The sequence below is a fragment of the Variovorax sp. 05L425 genome (assembly GCF_056397705.1).
The window spans coordinates 50,593-65,629 of sequence record NZ_JBFTNY010000026.1; the positions used below are offsets into that span (position 1 = coordinate 50,593).

The window sequence follows — 15,037 nt, forward strand, 5'->3', positions numbered from 1 at the left end:
CGCGGTATTTCTGGAATAAGGGATCAACGGCCCTTGATGGAAATTAGCTCGATCTCGAAATTGAGGGTGGCATTCGGCGGAATCACGCCGCCAGCGCCGCGGGTGCCGTAGGCGATGGCGGGCGGGCAGGTCAGCTTGGCCTTGCCGCCGACCTTCATCAACTGCACGCCTTCGGTCCAGCAGGGAATGACACCGCTCAGCGGGAACTCGGCGGGCTCGCCGCGCTTGTAGGAGCTGTCGAACTCCTTGCCGTCCGGGAATGTGCCGCGGTAGTTCACCTTCACCGTGTCGGTCGCCGCCGGCGACGGTCCCTTGCCGTCCACCAGCGACTGGAAGATCAGGCCGCTCGGCTTGGTGACGGGCGCCGATTGCGCGAAAGCTGCAGGCAGGCAGAACATCGAAACGGCGGTTGCAACAAGAATGGATCGCACGATATACCCTTGGTCGAATGAATGAACGGGCTCATTATTGCCGGGTGGCCCAGCCTACTTGCCCACTTTGGCATCGCTCTTGCACTTGACACACCATGCGCTACCGAACCACGATCGATTCGCAGGTCTTCGACTTCGTCGACCTGAAGCAGGTCATGGCCTTCGCGAGCCCGGCGCGCTCCGGCGACTATCTCGCCCAGATCGCCGCCGCCACCGCGCAACAACGCATGGCCGCGCGCCATGTGCTGGCGGAGACGCCGCTGAAACAGTTCCTCACCGAAGCGCTGGTGCCCTACGAGGACGACAACGTCACGCGGCTCATCATCGACGGGCACGATGCGCAGGCCTTCGCGCCGGTATCGCACCACACCGTCGGCGATTTTCGAAACTGGCTCTTGTCCGAACACGCGAGCACCGAATCGCTGACTGCCCTCGCGCCCGGACTCACGCCGGAAATGGTGGCCGCGGTGTCGAAGCTCATGCGCAACCAGGACCTCGTCGCGGTCGCGCGCAAATGCACCGTGGTCACGCGGTTCCGCGACACCATCGGCCTGCCCGGCCACCTCTCGGTGCGGCTGCAGCCCAATCACCCGACCGATGATCTTCACGGCGTGGCTGCGTCCATCCTCGACGGCCTGCTCATGGGGGCCGGCGACGCGGTGATCGGCATCAATCCGGCATCCGACAGCATGCCGGTGCTGGGCGACTTGCTGCGCATGCTCGACGAGGTGATCCAGCGCTTCGAGATCCCGACGCAAAGCTGCGTGCTGACCCATGTCACCCACACGTTGAAGCTGGCCGAATCCGGCGCGCCGGTCGACCTCGTGTTCCAATCGATCGGCGGCACCGAGAAAACCAATCGCTCCTTCGGCGTGACGCCCGAACTGCTCGACGAAGCGTATGCCGCCGCGCTGGCGATGAAGCGCGGGACGGTCGGAAGCAACGTCATGTACTTCGAAACCGGCCAGGGCAGCGCGCTGTCTGCCAATGCCAATTTCGGCGTCGACCAGCAGACCTGCGAGGCCCGCGCCTATGCGCTCGCACGGCGCTACAAGCCGCTGCTGATCAACACAGTGGTCGGCTTCATCGGGCCGGAATACCTCTACGACGGCAAGCAGATCATCCGGGCGGGCCTGGAGGATCACTTCTGCGGCAAGCTGCTCGGCCTGCCGCTGGGCTGCGACGTCTGCTACACCAACCACGCCGAAGCCGATCAGGACGACATGGACACGCTGCTGGTGCTGCTCGGCACCGCGGGCATCAACTTCATCATGGGCGTGCCGGGCGCGGACGACGTGATGCTCAACTACCAGAGCACCTCGTTCCATGACGCGCTTTTCATGCGCGAGACCATGGGCCTGAAACGCGCACCCGAGTTCGAAGCGTGGCTGCAGCGCATGCAGATCACCGATACGGCGGGTCGGCTCCAGCCGCCCTCTTCCAACCACCTGCTCGCCGACATGCACGCACTGAACGCCCTCGCCGGATGAAGAACGACCCGGTCAACCCAAGTCCATGGAGCGACTGGCGCAAGGCGACGCCGGCGCGGGTCGCGCTCGGCCGGGCCGGCGCGGGCATGCCGACCGACGAAGTGCTGCGCTTCGGATGGGCGCATGCAATGGCGCGCGACGCGATCCACGCCGCGCTCGATGTCGAAGCGCTGGCAGCATCGCTGGATGCCCAGGGCTGGGAGACCGCCCAAGTGCGCAGCCGCGCGACCGATCGAACGACCTATCTGCGCCGCCCCGACCTCGGCCGACAGCTCGACAGCGGCGATGCATCGCGCATGCGCTCGCTGGCTGGCTCGCCGACGGACATTTGCATCGTGATCGGCGACGGCTTGTCCTCGCTCGCCATCGATCGGCATGCGGTCCCGCTGCTGGCAGCGTTTCGGCAGCAGTTGCCGCCGACCCTCTCGCTCACGCCGATCGTGATCGCTTCGCAAGCGCGCGTGGCCCTGGCGGACGAGATCGCGGAAGACCTTGGCGCCCGCTTGTCGATCATGCTGATCGGCGAGCGCCCGGGCCTTAGTTCGCCCGACAGCTTGGGGGTCTACATCACTTACGCGCCACGCCGTGGGCGACACGACGCCGAGCGCAATTGCATCTCGAACATACGGCCCGAGGGACTTGGGTATGCCGCGGCCGCATTCAAGCTCGCGTGGCTTGTACGCGAATCGCTGCGACGCGGGCTGACCGGCATCGAGCTGAAGGATGAAAGCCATCTGGCAATGGTCGCAGCGGACGGCGGGCCGTCGACGCTCGGCAACTCCCTATGATCTGGCTCGTTCCCGCTCATCAGGAGACCTCATGACCGAACGCTATCCCCTGGCCGAACTCAAGGATTTGCCCGACGACATCCGCGCCACGATTCTCGAAGTCCAGGAAAAGGCCGGCTTCGTGCCCAACGTGTTCCTCGCGCTCGCGCGGCGACCGGCCGAATGGCGCGCTTTCTTCGCGTACCACGACGCGCTGATGCTGAAAGAGGAAGGGTCGCTGACCAAGGGCGACCGCGAAATGATCGTGACTGCCACGAGCGCGGCCAACCAATGCCTCTATTGCGTGGTGGCGCATGGCGCGCTGCTGCGCATCTACGAGAAGAAGCCGCTGGTTGCCGACCAGGTTGCGGTCAACTGGCGCAAGGCCGACATCACGCCGCGCCAGCATGCGATGCTCGAATTTGCGATGAAGGTCTGCGAGCGTTCACACGAGATCGACGAGAACGACTTCCCGCCGCTGCACGCACACGGCTTCAGCGACGAAGACATCTGGGACATTGCCGCGATCACCGCCTTCTTCGGCCTTTCGAATCGCATGGCCAGCTTCAGCGGCATGCAGCCGAACCCGGAGTTCTATCTGATGGGCCGGCTGCCGCGCGAGAAGAAATAGTTTTGAAGGACGGAGACGTGCGCATATTGCTGGTTGAAGATGACACCGCCCTGGCGAACGCAGTCTGCAGCTATCTCATGGCAAAGGCCTTCGTCGTCGACGTGGCGCCCGGCCTCGCCGAAGCGCGCGCCGCGCTGCTGACGGCGCAGTACGCCGCGGTCCTCCTGGACCTGCACCTGGGCGACGGCGACGGACTTTCCTTGTTGTCGAACGTGCGCGCGTTGCGCGATCGCCCGATCGTGATCGTGCTGACGGCACGGGACCAGGTGACGGACCGCATCCGCGGCCTGGATGCCGGCGCCGACGACTACCTCATCAAGCCCTACGACCCCGCGGAACTGCTCGCGCGCCTGCGGGCCGTCGAGCGCCGGCGCAGCACGAGCAGTTCACCGGTGCTGCGACTCGGCACGCTGGAGATCGACCTCGCCCGCGACCTGGTGCGAAAGGACGGCACACCTGTCACGCTGACACAAAAGGAATGGGCGCTGCTGCGAGTGATGGCCACGCGACCCGATCGCATCCACACGCGCGACAACCTCGCCGACGCACTCTATGGCTTCGGCGACGAGGCCGACAGCAACACGCTCGAGGTGTTCATCAGCCGCCTGCGTCGCAAGCTCGGGCGCAGTCATATCCAGACGCTTCGCGGGCTGGGCTACCGGCTGTCCTTCACCCCTGAAGAAGAGGACGAATGAGTCACGGGTTTCCGCGGACGGCCGGCGTCGGTTTGCTCGACAAGCGCGACTCGCTCGCGGGCCGCCTGACGCGAACACTCATCATCTGGGTCGGCGGTGTCTGGCTGCTGTGCGTGCTCGGCGTGGTCTGGTATGTGGACCGCGAGATCAATCACAACTTCGACAACGAACTGGTGGAAGTCTCGCACCGCATGTTCGCCATGGCCGTGCAGGAACTCGACAGGCTGCAGCAAAGCAGCCCCGACGCAAAGACACCGCTGATCGCGTCTCCCCAGCTTTTCCCGACCTTCGCGGTGAAGTACGAGCTCGTCGATCTGCACGGGCGCGTACTGCTGCGTTCCGTAGAAGCTGCGGACGGCTCTTTCGACGTGCCGCTCGCGCCCGGTTTTGCGAATGCAAAGCGGTGGCGGATCTACACCGTGCGGCACCCGACGCGCGATCTGTTCCTGCAGGTCGCTGATCCGCTGAACGAACGCCGCAGGACGCTCAACCATACGTTGCTCGGGCTGATCATCCCGCTGGGCGCGGTGCTCCCCCTGCTCGCGCTGGTGTTGCGCAACGTGGCACGCACCGAGCTGCGAGCGCTGGAGACACTGGCCAACGAGATCGAGCGGCGCAGCGGCACCGACCTGCGCCCGATCCGTTTGCCGGGCCTGCCCAGGGAGCTTCGGTCGGTCGGCGATCACGTCAATCAGTTGCTCGAACGACTGTCGCAATCGCTCGACGTCGAACGCGCGCTGGCCGCGAATGCTGCGCACGAGCTGCGCACGCCGCTGGCGGCCGCACGACTGCGCCTGCAAACCGCGCTGGAGCACGATCTGAAGCGCGACGAGGTTCTGGCCGCGCTCGAAGCGCTCCAGGTGCTCGGCCAGCGCACCGAAAAGCTGCTGCAGCTTTCAAGGGCCGAATCCGCGGCGTCGCTGACACGCGAGAGGGTCGACCTCGTCCAACTCTCCGGCACCGTGGCGCAGGAGTTCTGGCAGACCCCCGAGGCGAACGAGCGCCTGGCGCTGAAGGTGCCCGACACCGAGCCGCCCGTCGCATGGGGCGACGTCGATGCATTGGCGATTGCGCTGCGCAATCTGGTGGAAAACGCACTGCGGTATGGCCACGGCCGCGTCGTCATCGAGGTGATGGCGCCTTGCACGCTATCGGTACGCGACGCCGGGCCCGGCGTCAGCCTCGAACAATTGCGCACCCTGCAGCAGCGCCATGTCCGGCATGGCCCGGACCGCGCAGGTTACGGCCTCGGACTGTCCATCGTCGCGACCATCGTCGAGAAGCTCGGCGGACGCCTCGACTTGAGTTCACCGCCCGCGGGTGCAGCCACCGGTTTCGAGGCTCGCATCGTCCTGAAGCCGGCTTGAGCGAGGCCACCCTGAAGGCCATCCATCTTTCTATCGATGTGCCTTGACGGATGCGAGGATGCCCAGGACGAACAGCAGCGCGGCGGTCCACTCGCTCGCCTGCGGCCATCGACCGTCCCAGAGGAAGGAATAGAGCAAGGCGAACAGCGTCTCGCTGACGATCAACTGGCCGCAAAGGCTGGCGGACAGCCGCTGGCTGGCGATGTTCCACAGAATGGTCGCGAGCCACGAAGAGCCCACGCCGCCGCCCAGCGCGATGAGCACGAACAGCAGGCCGTCGGGCTGCGCGCGCAAGGTCTGCACATCCGATCCGGCGATCACCCACAGAAGGCAGGCACCCAGGCCGGTTGCGATGCCCAGCCAGTTCGCCCAGTCCGCCGCGTGGACCTCGGGATGGCGTTGCAGCCAGCGCGCGTTGAGCAGGCCGAAGGCGGTCCAACTCGCCATCGCCAGCAGCGAGAGCGCGAGGCCCCATTCGAAACGGCCGCCCTCTTCGCCCGCCTCCGGCCAGGAGCCGGCGATCATCAGCCCGATGCCGCAGGCGGTCAGCAGCAATCCGGGCAGCAGGGCCTGCATGCGAAGTCCCGCCGGCCGACCCAACAGCATCATCCAGACGGGGATGGTCCCGATGATCAGGCTCGGCACGGCAGTGCCAGCCTCCGCGATGCCGAAGGCCAGCAACAGGTAATAGCCGGTGAACCCCAGCACGCTGAGGCCCAGTGCCCAAGCCGCCTGACGGCCGCTCGGCCAGCGCTGCCTGGCCGGCCGCGCTCGAACCGCCAGCGCAGCCACCGCGCCGAACACGACGAAGCGCGCTGCCGTGATGTCCACCATGCCGAAATGGCCGACCATGCGAGGCGCGACGAAGACGAGCCCCCACAGCGCGCCCGCAGCCAGGCCGGCCACGATCCCGACGACCATGCGCGAGCTCAGAGCGCGAATCCGTCGTCGGCCGCGATGACCGCACCATTGACGAAATGGCTCTGCCCACTGGCAAGCAGCACGATCAGTCCATCGAGGTCCTCGGGCTTGCCGACCCGCTTGCGCGGCAGCATGCCCACCAGCTTCTGCCCGCCGTCGGTCACCCAGTGTTCTTCATTGAGTTCGGTGGCGATGTAGCCCGGGCACAAGGCGTTGACATTGATGCCGAAGCGCCCCCATTCGAGCGCCATCGCCTTGGTCATCTGCACCACGGCCGCCTTGCTCATGCAATAGACGCCGATCTGCGGCAGCACCTTGAGCGCGGCGACCGAAGCGATGTTGATGATGCGGCCGCCGATGTAGGTGCCCGGCGCAGCCCCCTTGGCACGCGCGAGCATGCGCTTGCCTATCTCCTGCGCGACGAAGAAGGAGCCCTTGACGTTGGTGTCGAAGATGAAGTCGTAGTCCTCGCTCGACACTTCCTGCAGCCGCTGCGTCCTGCTCACGCCGGAGTTGTTGACGAGGATGTCGATCGGCCCGACTTCGGTCTCGGCGCGAGCCACGGCGGCCTTGATGCTGTCGACATCGGTCACGTCGAGGTCGACCACGTGGGCATCGCCGCCCTCGCCCTCGATGCGCGCACGAAGCTCCTTGAGTTTGTCCGTGCCGCGGCTGGCCAGGACCACCGCGGCACCGGCACGGGCCAGGGTTTTGGCGAACTGCGCGCCGAGGCCGCTCGACGCGCCGGTGACGAAAGCCACCCGGCCGGAAAGATCGATGCTGTAAGCCATGGAGAAGATCCTTTGGAGTCGCCTGCGCGACGGCCCGGGACCCGCGCAACCGCCGCATAAAATGGTCCGGCCCAAGCGGTGCCTCGCACCCCCGAATCATTATCGACGAGACCCACAAAATGACGCACGACGAAATACTTGCCCAGTTCGGCCCCCGAGAAGCCATGGAATACGACGTGGTGGTCGTCGGCGCCGGCCCCGCAGGCCTTTCGACCGCCATTCGCCTGAAGCAACTGGCCGCCTCGCACGGGAAGGAAATCTCGGTCGTCGTGCTCGAAAAGGGCTCGGAGCCCGGTGCGCACATCCTGTCGGGCGCGATCATGGATCCCCGCGCGCTCTACGAACTGATCCCCGACTGGGAAGAAATGGGCGCTCCGCTCAACCAGCCCGTCACCCAGGACACGTTCCTGATGCTGACCGAGACCGGCGCCACGCGCACCCCGAACTTCCTCCTGCCCAAGAATTTCCACAACGAGGGCAACTACATCGTCAGCCTCGGCAACGTGGTGCGCTGGCTGGCGCAGCAGGCCGAAGCCCTCGGCGTCGAGATCTTCCCCGGCTTCCCCGCAGCGGAAGTGCTCTACACCGACGACGGCAAGGTCCGCGGCGTTGCCACCGGCAACATGGGCATCGGCAAGGACGGCGAGCCGACCGAGAACTTCCAGCTCGGAATGGAACTGCTCGGCAAGTACACGGTGTTCGCCGAAGGCGCGCGCGGCCACCTGGGCCGCCAGCTGATCGCCAAGTACAAGCTCGACGACGGCAAGGACCCGCAGAGCTACGGCATCGGCATCAAGGAACTGTGGGAGATCGATCCCGCGCGCCACGAACCCGGCCTGGCCGTGCACACCGCCGGATGGCCGCTGCCTTCGGACACCTATGGCGGCTCGTTCCTCTATCACGCTGAAAACAACCAGATCGTCATCGGCTACGTGGTCGGCCTCGACTACCAGAATCCGTACCTGAGCCCCTTCGAGGAATTCCAGCGCTTCAAGACGCACCCCAACATCCGCTGGTACTTCGAAGGCCAGGACAAGGGCCTCAAGGCGCCCAAGCGGCTGAGCTACGGCGCACGCGCGATCACCGCGGGCGGCCTGCTCTCGCTGCCCAAGACGGTGTTCCCGGGCGGCGTTCTGGTGGGCTGCGATGCAGGTTATCTGAATGCAAGCCGCATCAAGGGCAGCCATGCCGCGATCAAGACCGGCATGCTGGCCGCCGAAGCCGCCTACGAGGCCGTCACGGGCGGTCGCCAGCACGACGAACTCACGGGCTATCCGGCGGCATTCGAACGAAGCTGGCTGCACGACGAACTCAAGAAGGCGCGCAACTTCAAGCAGTGGTTCAAGAAGGGTCTCGCCGTCGGCACGATCATGACCGGCATCGAGCAGTTCCTGCTGCGCGGACACGTGCCGTGGACCATCCATCGGAAGCAGCCCGACAACGAACGGCTCAAGCGCGCCTCCGCCTCGAAGAAGATCGTCTATCCCAAGCCCGATGGCAAACTGACCTTCGACCGGCTTTCTTCGGTGTTCATCAGCAACACCAATCACGAAGAGAACCAGCCTGCGCACCTGACGCTGAAAAACGCGGCGGTGCCGACGGAGATCAACCTCCCCGAATACGCAGGACCCGAAAGCCGCTACTGCCCGGCCGGCGTCTACGAGTTCGTGCCGGACACGACCACCGGCAAGGAGCGACTGCAGATCAATGCGCAGAATTGCGTGCATTGCAAGACCTGCGACATCAAGGATCCGACGCAGAACATCGTGTGGGTGACGCCCGAAGGCGGCGGCGGCCCGAACTACGTCGGGATGTGATTCACTGATTCACTTGCCGATCAGCTGAGTCAGGCGATCGGCTTCGAAGGACTCGTCCTTGGCGGCATCGCACGGGACGCAGTCCTTCTTTCCGGGCTGCACTGACAGAGCTTCGATGGCCTGCCAGAGCAGCGCAATCTGGTGATCCTGGCCAGCCGCGCTGTCGATCAAGCCCTTCATCGCCTGGCTGAGCGGGTCGTCTTCCAGCGTGACGCCGTAGGCCGAGAATTTGGCCGCCGCCGGCTTGGCGAGGTCGGCGCTCTCGCCGGCCTTGGAGGGAATGATCCGGGCCGGGATGCCCACGGCGGTGGCGCCGGCCGGCACCGGCTTGATCACCACCGCGTTGCTGCCGATCTTGGCACCATCGCCCACCAGGAAGCCGCCCAGCACCTTGGCGCCGGCACTGACCACCACATTGCGCCCCAGCGTCGGATGCCGCTTGGCACCCTTGTAGAGCGAGGTGCCGCCGAGCGTCACGCCCTGGTAGATCGTGCAGCCGTCGCCGATTTCAGCGGTTTCGCCCACGACGACGCCCATCGCATGATCGAAGAACACGCGTTCGCCGACGATCGCGCCCGGATGGATCTCGATACCCGTGAACCAGCGCGAGCCCTGCGAGATGAAGCGCCCCAGCCACTTGAAGCCGTGGGTCCAGAACCAGTGCGCGACCCGATGCAGCACGATGGCGTGCAGGCCGGGATAGAGAGTCAATACTTCCCAGCGCGTCCGCGCCGCGGGGTCGCGGTCGAGGATGCACTGGATGTCGGAACGCAGCCGCGAAAACATGCTCGGTTTTAGTTATATCGATAGGGGACAGGCAGTCTATAGCCCCGGCCCTTCGCGCACGGCGGATGGGGTCTTGGGCCCGCCGCCCGCTGCATCCGCCATCGCCTTGGCAATGCCGCGCAGGATGTGAATTTCCTCCTGCGTCGGCTGCGCGCGGTTGAACAACTGCTGAAGCCGGGGCATGAGCTTCTTGGGCGCCTCAGGGTCGAGAAAGCCGATCTCGACGAGCGAACGCTCCCAGTGGTCGAGCATGCCCGCCACCGCTTGCGCATCGGCCACGCGAACGGGCGCGGTCGCGTCGCGCACTGCATAGCCGCCCAGCGCAAGACGCCATTCGTAGGCGATCACCTGGATCGCCGCACCGAGGTTCAACGAACCGAAATTCGGATCGGTCGGGATGCTGAGCGCAACGTTGCAACGGTAGACGTCCTCGTTGCGCATGCCGAAGCGCTCCGAACCGAACAGGAAAGCGACATGCTGCGCCTCGTCCCTGGCCAGCGGTTCGAGGTGTTCGCGGGGCGTGCGCGTCGGCGGGCCGAAATCGCGCGGCACCATCGCAGTGGCGCAAAGGTGCGTGACACCGTCCAGCGCCTCGTCCAGCGTATCGACGATGCGCGCATTGGCCAGCACGTCGAGGGCGCCGCTCGCCCGCTGGATGGTCTCTTCGCGCCGCAGCACGTTCGCCCAGCGCGGTGCGACCAGCACGAGGTCGCCGAAACCCATCGTTTTCATGGCGCGGGCGGCGGCGCCGACATTGCCGGCGTGGCTGGTCTGGATCAGGATGAATCGGGTTCGCATGGAGACTTGGTTCGCACTGCTCAAGGCAAGACGGCGCGGAGCCGGTAAAATCCCTCGATTCTCGCCGCCCGCATCGCCGGGCCGCATTTCAGGGGGCCACATGCACACTGCGCCCCTCTACCGTTCTTCGCACAATTCATGTCGTCCCCCAACCTGCACCCCATGCTCAACGTGGCCGTCAAGGCCGCCCGCGCCGCCGGCGCCATCATCAATCGCGCCGCGCTCGACGTCGAGGCTGTGCGCATTTCGCAAAAGCAGGTCAACGACTTCGTCACCGAAGTCGACCACGCGAGCGAGCACGCGATCATCGAAACGCTGCTCACCGCCTACCCGGGGCACGGCATCCTGGCCGAAGAGTCGGGCACCCAGCACGGCGCCAAGGATTCGGACTGCGTCTGGATCATCGATCCGCTGGACGGCACCACCAACTTCATCCACGGCTTCCCGGTCTACTGCGTCTCCATCGCGCTCTCCGTCCGGGGCAAGATCGAACAGGCCGTCATCTACGACCCGACCCGCAACGACCTCTTCACGGCCACCAAGGGCCGCGGCGCCTTCGTCAACGACCGCCGCCTGCGCGTCAGCAAACGAACGCGGCTCAACGAGTGCCTGATCTCGACAGGCTTCCCGTTCCGGACCGGCGACAACTTCAAGCAATACCTGGCCATCATGGCCGACCTGATGCCCCGCGCGGCCGGCCTGCGCCGCCCCGGCGCCGCCGCGCTCGACCTCGCCTACGTGGCGGCCGGTTTTACCGATGCCTTCTTCGAGACAGGCCTGAACATCTGGGACATCGCGGCCGGTTCGCTGATCGTCACCGAGGCCGGCGGCCTGATCGGCAATTTCACGGGCGAACCCGACTTCCTCGAACAGCGCGAAGTCCTCGCGGGCGCCCCGCGCATCTACGGGCAACTCGTGCCGCTGCTGTCCAAGTACTCGAAGTTCGCCGGCGTGGACGACAAGTTGCGCGCCAGCGACCGAATCCGGGCCGTCGATCCTTCCTTCTCCAAGGCCGACACCTACGCCCGCAGCACCGTCGAGCTGTCGACCCCGTCGAGCGGCGAAGACGCGCCGGCCGGGCCCGCCGCCGAGGCCACCCCACCGCAACGCAAGCTCACGCGCATCCGCCGTGACGCGTCCGTCGCACCCGCCAAGGGCGACGCTTCCGCGAAGTGATGCAGGCGCCCCGCGCCGCCACTGCTCGAAGCCGCGCCGCAATGCGCGTGGCCTTGAGCCACTACATCGCGAACGGCATCTCGGTCGCGCTGGGCCTTCTTCTCATTTCGGGCGGCGTGCACCTGTGGCTCGGCGCGGTGGCGGCATCCGCCGCCTCGACCGGTGTGATCGTGACCGCCCCGCCCGACCTGGCCGCCCCTCGTCGCGGCAAATTCCTGCAGATGCTGCCGGCACCGCTGATCGGCCTGCCGTTGTTCTTCCTCGTGCAACTGCTGCACGCGGCGCCGTTGCGGCTCGGCCTGCTCCTGGTGCCGGCGACCTTCTTCGCATTCCTTGCCATGGCCTGGGGCAAGCGAGGCATTCCGATTGCCATCGCGGTCATGTTCTCGATGATCTTCTCGATGGCGACACCCACGCCCACCGGGATGCCCGAGGCCGTGGAGCGCACGATGTACTTCGGGCTCGGCGCGGGCCTCTACGTGATCTATGCGACCCTTGCCAACCTGGCGCTCAACGGCCGCTACCGTGTGCAGGTGATGGCCGACCTGCTCCTGTCGCTGGCCGCGCTCATGCGCACCGAAGCGCGCCAGTTCACGCCCATGGACGATGCCAGCGATGTGCGCGAAGTGCCGGCCTCCCTGCTCGGACAGCTCCTGCGTGAGCAGGCGGCGCTGGCGGACCAGTTGCAGGCGGCGCGCGACATCGTCCTTGAATCCCCGCGCACGCCGCGCCGGCAACTGCTTGCCGGCATGCTGGTGACGGTGCTCGAACTCCGCGACCTGCTGCTTGCGAGCGAACTCGACCTCGATGCGCTCCGATCGCACCCCAGCCACGCGCCGGCCCTGGGCGAAATGCGGGGCATCCTCGAAGAACTGGCCGATGACACGGTGGCACTGACCGACGCCCTGCTGCTGGGTCGCCAGCCCGCCGAGCTCAGCGACCGCCGTCTTCGCCTCGCTGCCATCTACGTCGACGAGGATTCCGTGCCGAACCAGGGCTACACCGGCCCGACGCCCGCCATGCTCGCTCGCGGCCTGGCCAGCCGCATCGGCCACATCAACGACGAGGTCATGCGCCTGTCCGCGCTGGCCCGCGGCGATCGCGAGCCCGATCTCGCGGTCGTGCGCGCGAGCTGGCAGGTGTTCGTCAGCCCCACCGAATGGTCGTGGCGACCGTTTCTCGCGCTGTGGCGCTGGGACGCACCGCCGCTGCGCCACGCCATCCGTGCTTCGCTCGCCATCGCGGCCGGCTACGGGGTCGCGCTTGCCATGCCCTGGGGCTCGCACGACTACTGGATCCTGCTGACCATCGTGGTGGTGTTGCGGGGCAGTCTTTCGCAAACGCTGGAGCGGCGCAACAGCCGCGTGGCCGGCACGCTGCTGGGCTGCGTGTTCGCGGTGGCGCTGCTTTCGGCCCAATTCGGGCCGCTGGAACTGTTGTTCGCCATGACGCTGGCGCAGGCCATTGCGCACGGCTTCGCAGTGCGCCGCTATCTCATCACCGCTGTGGCGGCGACGGTGCTGGGTCTGGTCCAGGCTCACATGCTCAACAAGGGCATCAGCACGACCTTTGCGCTGTTCGAACGGGTCGCCGACACCCTGATCGGCGCCGCGCTGGCCTGGGCGTTCTGCTACGTCCTGCCGTCATGGGAACGCAACCAGATACCGGCGCTCGTGGCGCGTGTGCTCACCGCGCAAGCGCGCCACGCGCGGCTCGCGTTGGGGCTCGGGCAACTGCGCTCCATCGACGCCAGCCCCGAACTCGAATGGCGCCTGGCGCGCCGCGAAGCCTTCGACAGCCTTTCGGCGCTGGTGCAGGCGACGCAGCGCTCGCTGTCCGAACCACGCGCAGTGCGCCCGCCGGTCGGCCCACTCGAACACCTGCAAGCGCACAGCTATCAATTGCTGGCGCAGTTGAGCGCGGTCAAGTCGATGCTCGTGCTGCGGCGCGACCGCCTCACGTTGTCCGAGATCGAAGGCCCGCTGGCGCGCACCGCGCAGCGCATCGAGGCGACCATCGGCGCCGCGCCCAGCGGCGGCCCGGCGATGCCGGAAAGCGGGTCTTCCACCACCATCGCCGGCCCGATTCCGCTGCCCGATCCGTTCGACAACGACATCACGCCCTGGATGTTTCGGCGCCTCGACATGGCGACGGGCATCGCCGCCCAACTGCGCGACGATGCGGCACGCATCCTGCAATCGCTCGACGAAACCCGGACAGAATCAGGAACCAAGACCGAAGCCGCCTGATGACCACCAAGGAACTGCTCACCAATCCATGGGTCGGCCTCCTGATCGCGGCGCTTCTCGTCGTGCCGATTGCACTGCTGACGCACCGTGTCGGCGGGCTGGTGCTCGAGCGCGTGACCCGGTCGGTGCCGGCGCTGCATGCGATGCTGCTCAATATCAAGCAGATCGCCAAGGTCGTGCTGCCGCTTGTCGCGCTCCAGTTGCTCTGGCAAGCGGCACCCGATGACGTGCGCTTCATCAGCAATGTCCGGCATCTGAACGGCCTCCTGCTGATCGCGGCCGCGACCTGGCTCGCGGTCCAGGCGGTCAATGGCTTCGCGGAAGGCATGGTCAAGCAGCATCCTTCCGACATCCGGGACAACCTGGAAGCGCGCAGCGTGCTCACCCAGGCGCGCGTGCTGGCACGCACCGCGAACACGGTGCTGCTGGTGGCGGGCGCCGCGCTGATGCTGATGACTTTCCCGGGCGCGCGACAGGTCGGCGCCAGCCTGCTTGCTTCGGCGGGGGTGATCGGTATCGTGGCCGGCCTGGCGGCCAAGCCGGTCTTCAGCAATCTCATCGCGGGCCTGCAGATCGCGCTGGCGCAGCCGATCCGGCTCGACGACGTGCTGGTGGTCGAGGGCGAATGGGGTCGCGTCGAGGAAATCACCGGCACCTTCGTCGTGCTGCGGATCTGGGACGACCGGCGGCTGGTCCTGCCGCTCACCTATTTCATCGAACGCCCGTTCCAGAATTGGACCCGCCACAACTCGCAGCTACTGGGCTCGGTCTTCATCCATGCCGACTACGGCATGCCGCTCGCGCCCCTGCGGGCGGAGGTGGAACGCATCGTCAAGGCGGCGCCCGAATGGGACGGCCGCTTCTTCAACCTGCGCGTGACCGACGCGACCGAACGGACGATGCAGATCCGTGTGCTCTGCACCGCGGCATCGTCGGCGCTGGCCTTTGATCTGCGCTGCACGGTGCGCGAAGGACTGATCGAATTCATGCAGCGCGAATATCCGCAGTTCCTGCCGAAGATGCGCATCGAGGCCACCGGCGGCGCGATGCGCGACAGATCCGACGATCGGATCGAGGCGCTGTCGGAAGATCGCTGACTTTCACGCCTTCGTCGATCA

14 protein-coding genes are annotated in these 15,037 nt (G+C 66.4%); 9 read left to right on the plus strand and 5 right to left on the minus strand.

Annotated elements, in window-relative coordinates:
* Positions 1 to 23: 23 nt before the first annotated feature.
* Positions 24 to 398: an FKBP-type peptidyl-prolyl cis-trans isomerase gene (locus AC1DN9_RS24590; RefSeq protein WP_478104439.1), complete on the minus strand. Its 375-nt coding sequence runs from the start codon at positions 396 to 398 to the stop codon at positions 24 to 26.
* Between the two features lie 128 nt (positions 399 to 526).
* On the opposite strand from AC1DN9_RS24590, the gene AC1DN9_RS24595 reads away from it, so the two are divergent.
* The 5 genes from AC1DN9_RS24595 to AC1DN9_RS24615 are packed head-to-tail and all read left to right on the plus strand — an operon-like array spanning position 527 to position 5,381.
* Positions 527 to 1,921 (plus strand): ethanolamine ammonia-lyase subunit EutB, encoded by a 1,395-nt coding sequence (locus AC1DN9_RS24595; protein WP_478104397.1) that lies wholly within the window; start codon positions 527 to 529, stop codon positions 1,919 to 1,921.
* Positions 1,918 to 2,709, plus strand: a complete 792-nt coding sequence (eutC, locus tag AC1DN9_RS24600; RefSeq protein ID WP_478104399.1) for an ethanolamine ammonia-lyase subunit EutC — start codon at positions 1,918 to 1,920, stop codon at positions 2,707 to 2,709. The genes AC1DN9_RS24595 and eutC overlap by 4 nt, the downstream gene beginning before the upstream one ends.
* Before the next feature lie 31 nt (positions 2,710 to 2,740).
* Entirely contained in the window at positions 2,741 to 3,319 is a 579-nt protein-coding gene (locus AC1DN9_RS24605) for a peroxidase-related enzyme (protein WP_478104400.1), read from the plus strand.
* Between the two features lie 17 nt (positions 3,320 to 3,336).
* Positions 3,337 to 4,014 carry a response regulator gene (locus AC1DN9_RS24610; RefSeq protein ID WP_478104401.1) on the plus strand — a complete coding sequence of 226 codons (678 nt, stop codon included), beginning with the start codon at positions 3,337 to 3,339 and terminating at the stop codon, positions 4,012 to 4,014.
* Positions 4,011 to 5,381 carry a sensor histidine kinase gene (locus tag AC1DN9_RS24615; protein ID WP_478104403.1) on the plus strand — a complete coding sequence of 457 codons (1,371 nt, stop codon included), beginning with the start codon at positions 4,011 to 4,013 and terminating at the stop codon, positions 5,379 to 5,381. The genes AC1DN9_RS24610 and AC1DN9_RS24615 overlap by 4 nt, the downstream gene beginning before the upstream one ends.
* 30 nt (positions 5,382 to 5,411) lie before the next feature.
* Here the strand turns inward: AC1DN9_RS24615 and AC1DN9_RS24620 are convergent, their stop codons facing one another.
* The gene (locus AC1DN9_RS24620) at positions 5,412 to 6,302 is read right to left on the minus strand and encodes a DMT family transporter (RefSeq protein WP_478104404.1); all 891 of its coding nucleotides are present in this window, start codon (positions 6,300 to 6,302) and stop codon (positions 5,412 to 5,414) included.
* Positions 6,303 to 6,310: 8 nt separating this feature from the next.
* On the minus strand, positions 6,311 to 7,093 hold the full coding sequence (locus AC1DN9_RS24625; RefSeq protein WP_478104405.1) for an SDR family oxidoreductase: 783 nt from the start codon (positions 7,091 to 7,093) through the stop codon (positions 6,311 to 6,313).
* Positions 7,094 to 7,212: 119 nt separating this feature from the next.
* Here AC1DN9_RS24625 and AC1DN9_RS24630 point away from each other — a divergent pair, with 119 nt between their 5' ends.
* Positions 7,213 to 8,910 carry an electron transfer flavoprotein-ubiquinone oxidoreductase gene (locus AC1DN9_RS24630; protein WP_478104406.1) on the plus strand — a complete coding sequence of 566 codons (1,698 nt, stop codon included), beginning with the start codon at positions 7,213 to 7,215 and terminating at the stop codon, positions 8,908 to 8,910.
* A gap of 9 nt (positions 8,911 to 8,919) precedes the next feature.
* On the opposite strand, the gene cysE is transcribed toward AC1DN9_RS24630, so the two are convergent.
* Both cysE and AC1DN9_RS24640 read right to left on the minus strand, forming a co-directional pair.
* Positions 8,920 to 9,696 (minus strand): serine O-acetyltransferase, encoded by a 777-nt coding sequence (cysE, locus tag AC1DN9_RS24635; RefSeq protein WP_478104408.1) that lies wholly within the window; start codon positions 9,694 to 9,696, stop codon positions 8,920 to 8,922.
* A gap of 36 nt (positions 9,697 to 9,732) precedes the next feature.
* Positions 9,733 to 10,494: an RNA methyltransferase gene (locus tag AC1DN9_RS24640; protein WP_478104409.1), complete on the minus strand. Its 762-nt coding sequence runs from the start codon at positions 10,492 to 10,494 to the stop codon at positions 9,733 to 9,735.
* A 138-nt stretch (positions 10,495 to 10,632) separates the two neighbouring features.
* Here AC1DN9_RS24640 and AC1DN9_RS24645 point away from each other — a divergent pair, with 138 nt between their 5' ends.
* The 3 genes from AC1DN9_RS24645 to AC1DN9_RS24655 are packed head-to-tail and all read left to right on the plus strand — an operon-like array spanning position 10,633 to position 15,016.
* On the plus strand, positions 10,633 to 11,670 hold the full coding sequence (locus AC1DN9_RS24645; protein ID WP_478104410.1) for an inositol monophosphatase family protein: 1,038 nt from the start codon (positions 10,633 to 10,635) through the stop codon (positions 11,668 to 11,670).
* Positions 11,670 to 13,919, plus strand: coding sequence for an FUSC family protein (locus tag AC1DN9_RS24650; RefSeq protein ID WP_478104412.1), 2,250 nt, complete (start codon positions 11,670 to 11,672; stop codon positions 13,917 to 13,919). Before AC1DN9_RS24645 ends, AC1DN9_RS24650 begins: the two co-directional genes overlap by 1 nt.
* Positions 13,919 to 15,016 (plus strand): mechanosensitive ion channel family protein, encoded by a 1,098-nt coding sequence (locus tag AC1DN9_RS24655; RefSeq protein ID WP_478104413.1) that lies wholly within the window; start codon positions 13,919 to 13,921, stop codon positions 15,014 to 15,016. The genes AC1DN9_RS24650 and AC1DN9_RS24655 overlap by 1 nt, the downstream gene beginning before the upstream one ends.
* The last annotated feature ends 21 nt before the right edge of the window (positions 15,017 to 15,037 follow it).

Excerpts from the sequence above, each read along its gene's own strand:
- AC1DN9_RS24615 (WP_478104403.1), top strand. The coding sequence starts at position 4,011 with ATGAGTCACGGGTTTCCGCGGACGGCCGGCGTCGGTTTGCTCGACAAG.
- AC1DN9_RS24655 (WP_478104413.1), top strand. The coding sequence starts at position 13,919 with ATGACCACCAAGGAACTGCTCACCAATCCATGGGTCGGCCTCCTGATC.
- eutC (WP_478104399.1), top strand. The coding sequence starts at position 1,918 with ATGAAGAACGACCCGGTCAACCCAAGTCCATGGAGCGACTGGCGCAAG.
- AC1DN9_RS24605 (WP_478104400.1), top strand. The coding sequence starts at position 2,741 with ATGACCGAACGCTATCCCCTGGCCGAACTCAAGGATTTGCCCGACGAC.
- AC1DN9_RS24645 (WP_478104410.1), top strand. The coding sequence starts at position 10,633 with ATGTCGTCCCCCAACCTGCACCCCATGCTCAACGTGGCCGTCAAGGCC.
- cysE (WP_478104408.1), bottom strand. The coding sequence starts at position 9,696 with ATGTTTTCGCGGCTGCGTTCCGACATCCAGTGCATCCTCGACCGCGAC.
- AC1DN9_RS24595 (WP_478104397.1), top strand. The coding sequence starts at position 527 with ATGCGCTACCGAACCACGATCGATTCGCAGGTCTTCGACTTCGTCGAC.
- AC1DN9_RS24590 (WP_478104439.1), bottom strand. The coding sequence starts at position 398 with ATGTTCTGCCTGCCTGCAGCTTTCGCGCAATCGGCGCCCGTCACCAAG.
- AC1DN9_RS24630 (WP_478104406.1), top strand. The coding sequence starts at position 7,213 with ATGACGCACGACGAAATACTTGCCCAGTTCGGCCCCCGAGAAGCCATG.
- AC1DN9_RS24620 (WP_478104404.1), bottom strand. The coding sequence starts at position 6,302 with ATGGTCGTCGGGATCGTGGCCGGCCTGGCTGCGGGCGCGCTGTGGGGG.
- AC1DN9_RS24650 (WP_478104412.1), top strand. The coding sequence starts at position 11,670 with ATGCAGGCGCCCCGCGCCGCCACTGCTCGAAGCCGCGCCGCAATGCGC.
- AC1DN9_RS24640 (WP_478104409.1), bottom strand. The coding sequence starts at position 10,494 with ATGCGAACCCGATTCATCCTGATCCAGACCAGCCACGCCGGCAATGTC.
- AC1DN9_RS24625 (WP_478104405.1), bottom strand. The coding sequence starts at position 7,093 with ATGGCTTACAGCATCGATCTTTCCGGCCGGGTGGCTTTCGTCACCGGC.